Raw genomic sequence first — 265 nt, forward strand, 5'->3', positions numbered from 1 at the left:
GATATTATCAGGATTTGCAGTTGGTCTATCTACCTTGTTTAAAGCAATAATCATTGGTACACCAGCTGCTTGTGCGTGGGAGATTGCTTCTCTTGTTTGTGGCATTACATCATCATCGGCAGCAATCACAATAATTGCAATATCCGTGATTTGAGCACCTCTGGCTCTCATCGCTGTAAATGCTTCGTGACCAGGAGTATCTAAGAAAGTAATTCTCTGTCCGTTTTCAAGCTTCACATTATAAGCACCAATGTGCTGTGTAATT

1 protein-coding gene is annotated in these 265 nt (G+C 40.8%); it reads right to left on the bottom strand.

Going from position 1 to position 265, the window contains the following annotated elements:
• On the bottom strand, positions 1 to 265 hold a 265-nt coding region (locus SB689_RS23330; RefSeq protein ID WP_410694427.1), incomplete at both ends, for a GTP-binding protein.

Source organism: Chryseobacterium sp. SIMBA_038, assembly GCF_046535115.1.
Classification (GTDB): Bacteria; Bacteroidota; Bacteroidia; order Flavobacteriales; family Weeksellaceae; genus Chryseobacterium.